At 60.6% G+C, this 5247-nt stretch carries 6 protein-coding genes; 1 reads left to right on the forward strand and 5 read right to left on the reverse strand.

Annotation, left to right across the window (positions count from 1 at the left end; genetic code table 11):
• Positions 1-4: 4 nt before the first annotated feature.
• The 4 genes from OP496_RS16510 to OP496_RS16525 all read right to left on the reverse strand — a co-directional run bounded on the left by OP496_RS16510 (position 5) and on the right by OP496_RS16525 (position 3087).
• Positions 5-793 (reverse strand): amino acid ABC transporter ATP-binding protein, encoded by a 789-nt coding sequence (locus OP496_RS16510; RefSeq protein ID WP_280564881.1) that lies wholly within the window; start codon positions 791-793, stop codon positions 5-7.
• On the reverse strand, positions 786-1451 hold the full coding sequence (locus OP496_RS16515) for an amino acid ABC transporter permease (RefSeq protein WP_280564882.1): 666 nt from the start codon (positions 1449-1451) through the stop codon (positions 786-788). Before OP496_RS16515 ends, OP496_RS16510 begins: the two co-directional genes overlap by 8 nt.
• Positions 1452-1464: 13 nt before the next feature.
• Entirely contained in the window at positions 1465-2106 is a 642-nt protein-coding gene (locus OP496_RS16520) for an amino acid ABC transporter permease (protein WP_280564884.1), read from the reverse strand.
• 81 nt (positions 2107-2187) lie between these two features.
• Positions 2188-3087 (reverse strand): transporter substrate-binding domain-containing protein, encoded by a 900-nt coding sequence (locus OP496_RS16525; protein WP_280564885.1) that lies wholly within the window; start codon positions 3085-3087, stop codon positions 2188-2190.
• Between the two features lie 255 nt (positions 3088-3342).
• Here OP496_RS16525 and OP496_RS16530 point away from each other — a divergent pair, with 255 nt between their 5' ends.
• Positions 3343-4803: a PLP-dependent aminotransferase family protein gene (locus tag OP496_RS16530; RefSeq protein WP_280564886.1), complete on the forward strand. Its 1461-nt coding sequence runs from the start codon at positions 3343-3345 to the stop codon at positions 4801-4803.
• 84 nt (positions 4804-4887) lie between these two features.
• On the opposite strand, the gene OP496_RS16535 is transcribed toward OP496_RS16530, so the two are convergent.
• Positions 4888-5247, reverse strand: a 360-nt coding sequence (locus OP496_RS16535; protein ID WP_280564888.1) for an aminotransferase class III-fold pyridoxal phosphate-dependent enzyme, incomplete at its 5' end; no start/stop codon positions are given.

Raw genomic sequence — 5247 nt, forward strand, 5'->3', positions numbered from 1 at the left:
CCGTTCAGGCGGACGAGGGCGTATCGTGGTTTTCGAGGAACTTGCGCACACGATCGGTCTTGGGGGTGGTGAAGAAGGTCTCCGGATCGGCGCGTTCGATGATCAGGCCTTTTTCCAGGAAGACGACCTGATCGGATACCGCGCGGGCGAAGGCCATTTCGTGGGTGACCATGACCATGGTGTAGCCCTCGGCGGAAAGGTCCTTGATCACCGCCAGCACTTCGCCCACCAACTCCGGGTCGAGCGCCGAGGTGGGCTCGTCGAAGAGCATCACCTCCGGTTGCATGGCCAGCGCCCGGGCGATGGCCACGCGCTGTTTCTGGCCACCCGAGAGCGTGTTGGGATAGCTATCATGCTTTTGCGACATGCCCACCTTCTCCAGCAATGCCGTGGCGAGTTCCTCGGCTTCGCGCTTGGACTTGCCCTGCACGTGGATGGGCGCCTCGGTGACGTTGTGCAGCACGTTGAGATGCGGCCATAGATTGAAGCCTTGGAATACCATACCGGTTTGCGCGCGGACCTTGGCCAGCTCACGCACCGGCATCGGGCGGCCGTCCTCATGGACCCCGATGCGCTGCCCGGCGATATGAATGCTGCCTCGGTCGGGTTTCTCCAGCCAATTGATACAACGCAACAGCGTTGACTTGCCGGAGCCGGACGAGCCGATGATCGTCACCACCTCGCCGGTCTTGACCTCCAGCTCGACGTCGCGCAACACCTCGACGTCATCGAAGCTCTTCGAAAGATGGTGGATCGACACCGCAGCCGTCTCGGACGTGTTTGCTTCAGACATTGTCGAACCCCCGTTTGGCGCTGAAACGCCCGCATTGTTTGATGATGATCTCCATCGCCACGCTGATGGCCCAATAGAAACCGATCACGACGATGAATGCCTCGGTGGGAATGAAATAGGTACTCGATAAGCTGTTGGCGGCGGCGGTCAACTCACTCACGGTGATGATGACCAGAAAGGCCGTGTCCTTGAGCGCATAGATCAGCTGGTTGCCCAGCAATGGACGGGTTTGCATGATGATCTGCGGCAGCAGCAGGCGAAAGAACAGTTTGCCCTTGGTGAAGCCATGCGCCTGGGCGGCCTCGATCTGCCCCGGCGGAAAGGTCAAGCGATTGCCGCGGAAGATTTCGGCAAAGTAGCAGCCGTGATAGACCGCCAACGCGCCGACCCCCGACCACCAGGCATCGAGGCGAATGCCGATGCTTGGCAAGCCGTAATACAGCAGGTAGGCAAGGATCAAAAACGGCAGCATGCGCATCGCGTCGATGAATATTCTCAGCGGCATGGTCAGCCGCTTGCGGCTTCCCTCGAGCAAATACAGCAAACCACAACCGATCACAAAGGCACCCACGATCGACAGGCCAAATATTTCCAGGGTGCTCAGAAAACCGCTCAAGAACTGCGCGCGTTCATCCCACAGGATGTCCCAATTGCTCATGGTCGTTTTATCCTCACATTGCCAGCCGGTTGGCACGGCGTTCGGCGAGACGCTGTAGCCATACCAGGCAACCGATTATCGCCATGTAGAGCACGCCGGCGACGAGAATGGGGGGCAGTGGCTCATAGGTCACGGCCGAGATGCGATTGGTCACGCGGGTCAGGTCGACGATACCGATCACTGCAATGGCGGGGCTGCCCTTGATCAGAAACGACATTTCGTTGACCAATCCTGGCAAGCTGGTGATCACCATCTGCGGCAGCATGATGCGACGGAAGGTAACCCACGGCGTCATGCCCGTCGCCATGGCCGCTTCGCTCTGCTCGCGGGAGAAATTGCGGAACGCACTGCGCCAGATCTCGGCATTGAAGGCGGTGGTATTGAGCGTTAACGCCAGGATGCCGGCGACGCTGCGGTTGAGGTCGAGCCCCAGATCAGGAGCGCTGAGAAAGATGAACAGTGCCAGGGTCACCAATGGCGTAGCGCGGGCCACGCTTGTGTAGAGCACTAGCAGTTGATCGACGATGGGGATTCGCGCAAGGCGAATCAGGGCGATGACCAGGCCCGCCACGACCCCGATGGCAATCGAGACAGCGGAGATCCAGACGGTGGTCCAGGCCCCTTCCAGCAACATGTGCCAGGCGCTGGCATTCATGACAGAGTCCCCGAGCTAAGGAAGAAGGGCAGCGCCGTGGTCGGACCACGGCGCCGCAGTGACACAGGAGGCGGCAAGCACTCAGTCGTCGAGGCCGGCCAGTTCGTGGAATTGCTCGACGCTCTTGAGCGGCTTCTCGGGAAGATCCGGGAAGCTTTCTCCGAACCATTTTTTCTGTAGCTCGGCGAGGCGGCCGTTTTCCTTGAGGTGTTTCAGGAAGTCGGTCATGTACTCCAGCAGTTCGGGGCTGTCCTTGGGAATCGGCCAGGAGACATAGCCCGCCCCGGATACCGCCGGGCCCTTGGCGAAGACGTCCGGCTTAGAGTCGACCAGTGTATTTACCGGTACCGCTGAGTCTATGACGTAATCCAGGCGTCCATTGGCCAGATCGGCGAAGGCTTCAGGATAGGACTCATACTTCACGACTTCGCCGAGTTTGCCGCCGTCATCCTCGAGCATCGCTTCCAGCTCCGGCAGGCGCGAGAGAAGCACGCTGCCGGCCTGGACGCCGACTGTCTTGTCGCTGAGATCGTCGACGTCGCTGATGCTGTCATCGTCGGCGCGCTTGATGGCGAAATGCTGGGCGGAGGCGTAGGGCGGGGTATAGTTGAAAACACGCAAGCGTTCATCGGAGACGGATGCGCCGGTCAAGGCCATGTCGTACTGATCGTTGGAGACCGCCGCCAACAGGCCAGTCCAGGGAAGGATATCCTGATGAATCTCGAAGTCGGCGTAGTCGCGCAGCTCTTCGAGCATCTCGGCGTTGAAGCCCTTGGCATCGTCGCCTTCGATGAAGTTGAAGGGCGCATAATTATCTTCGGTGGCGACCTCTATGTAGCCGCGCTCCTGGATTTCCTCCAAGTCCGCCGCCAGAGCGGGTAGCGACAACGACATCAAGGTGCCGGCTAGGGTGGTAGCCAAGGCCTTGGAAAGGAAACGGCGGGGAGTGAAATCCGTCGGGCGACTTGCGTTGCGAGTCATGGGAAGCATCATAATCACCTTCGCTGTTGTTGTTGAGATCGTTGGCTGAGACCGAAGACGGCTCGCCGCGATGGCGGCAATCGCGAACTTGGTGATTCCACCCTAAAGAATTCGACGTGGGTCGCTATAGAGCCAGTTGAGGGACACCGGTTGGCCAGATGTTTCGATGCCTAATCATGTGCCCTGTCAGCGAGTGCAGTGTCATGGCGTGCTCCTTGCATCTATTCCGGTGTGATGCCTCATCGGGAGAGAACGATGCTCGACCATTATTTCCATCTCGATTTCGATACTCAACGCGGGTTGCAAGAACAGTTGCGTGAGTCGCTGCTCGATGCCATCCATACCGGAACCATTCCCGCCGACGAAGCGTTGCCGTCATGTCGCCGTTTGTCCCTGCAATTGGGCATCTCGCGCAATACCGTGGCGTTAGTGTACGAGGGGTTGGTCGAGGACGGCTACCTGGTTAGCCGGCCGCGTAGCGGTTACTACCTGCACGACGCTTATCATGACAGCGATACCCTGGCGCTGGCTCAAGCGACGCGCCAGACGACGGTGGATGCACCATCCTGGAGCAAGCGCTTCACGCATCGCCCCAGTCACTTGCAGGGCGTACTGCGTCCCAGCAACTGGATGCATTACGAGTTTCCCTTCGTGTATGGGCAACTGGATACGCGGTTGTTTCCCCTCGAACAATGGCGCGAAACCTCGCGACGCCTGCTGGGCGGAAACCGCGAGCGTCACTGGCTCAGCGACCGCTACGATCAGGACGACCCGATGCTGGTCGAGCAGTTGCGCACGCGGGTGCTGCCCAAGCGTGGCATCCATGCGCAGAGCGATGAGATTCTGGTGACCCTGGGCTCACAAAATGCGTTGTTCTTGATCGCGCAGCTGTTGTTCGACCGGCAAACGCGTGTCGCCGTCGAAAATCCCGGGTATCGTGAGGCGGTCAATGTCTTCCTGCGCCAGGGCGCGCAACTTCACTACCAGCACGTGGATGGCGAGGGTATGCAGCTCGATGCCGAGACTCCACGCTGCGACTACCTCTACGTGACGCCCAGTCATCAGGGGCCGACCGGCGTGACCATGAGTCGCGCGCGTCGCGAGCAGTTGATCCAACAGGTCCAGCGCTTCGATCAGATCGTGCTCGAGGACGACTACGACGCGGAAGTGAATTTCGACCATCACGCCCAGCCAGCCCTGAAAGCCAGCCGTGTCGGTGGGCGGGTGATCTACATGAGCAGCCTGTCCAAACCGCTCTCGCCGGGACTGCGGCTGGGCTATCTGGTCGCCGATGCCGAGCTGGTCGATGAGCTACGCGCGCTGCGACGGCTGATGTATCGTCATCCGCCCTCGGCGCTGCAACAGCAGATGGCACAGTTTCTTGCTCAGGGCCATTACGACCGCTATCTGCGCCAGTTCGCCGACGAGATGCGCCAGCGCTGGGAAACGATGAACGAGGCCATCACGACGCATATGCCCAACTGCCGACGGGTCGGCGGTGATCATGCCAGCGTGTTCTGGTTGGAAGCCCCGCAAGACGTGGATACCCAGCGCCTGGCCTGGCAGGCCGCGCAAAACGGTGTGCTCATCGAGCCAGGATTTCAGCACTTCTTCGAGCGCGTGCCGCCGCGCAACTTCATGCGTCTGGGGTTCGGCGCCATCGACGCCGAGCGCATCGAACCGGGTATCGAACGCCTGGCGCGAACGCTAGGGTAGCGGCGTATCCACGACTGCGCCGGGCACAAGGCCCGGCGCATGCTATCCAGCGTTTGCGACGGCGATGCCGCCTGCTCTTGGCGTTCAAGTGGCGTGCTTGGCCGACATTTCGCCCAGCACTTTATCCAGAATTGCCAGCCCTCGCTGGCTCTCTGCCTCGCTGACGATGCACGGCGGCACCACATGAATGCGGTTCTCGGCCACGAACGGCAGCATGCCCTCGGCAAGCAAGGCGTGCTTGATCTCGCCCATCGCACTGGCTGATAGCGGCGTGCGGTGCTCGCGGTCGCTGACCAGTTCCAGGACATGAAAGACCCCCAACCCGCGTGTTTCGCCGACGATGGCATGCTCGCGTGCCAGGCGTTCGAGACCCTGGCCGAGCGTACCCTGGCCGATGCTGGCGGCGTTCTCCACTACACCTTCCTCATGCATGGCGTCCAGGGT

The sequence above is a fragment of the Chromohalobacter sp. 48-RD10 genome, assembly GCF_029889785.1.
GTDB lineage: Bacteria > Pseudomonadota > Gammaproteobacteria > Pseudomonadales > Halomonadaceae > Chromohalobacter.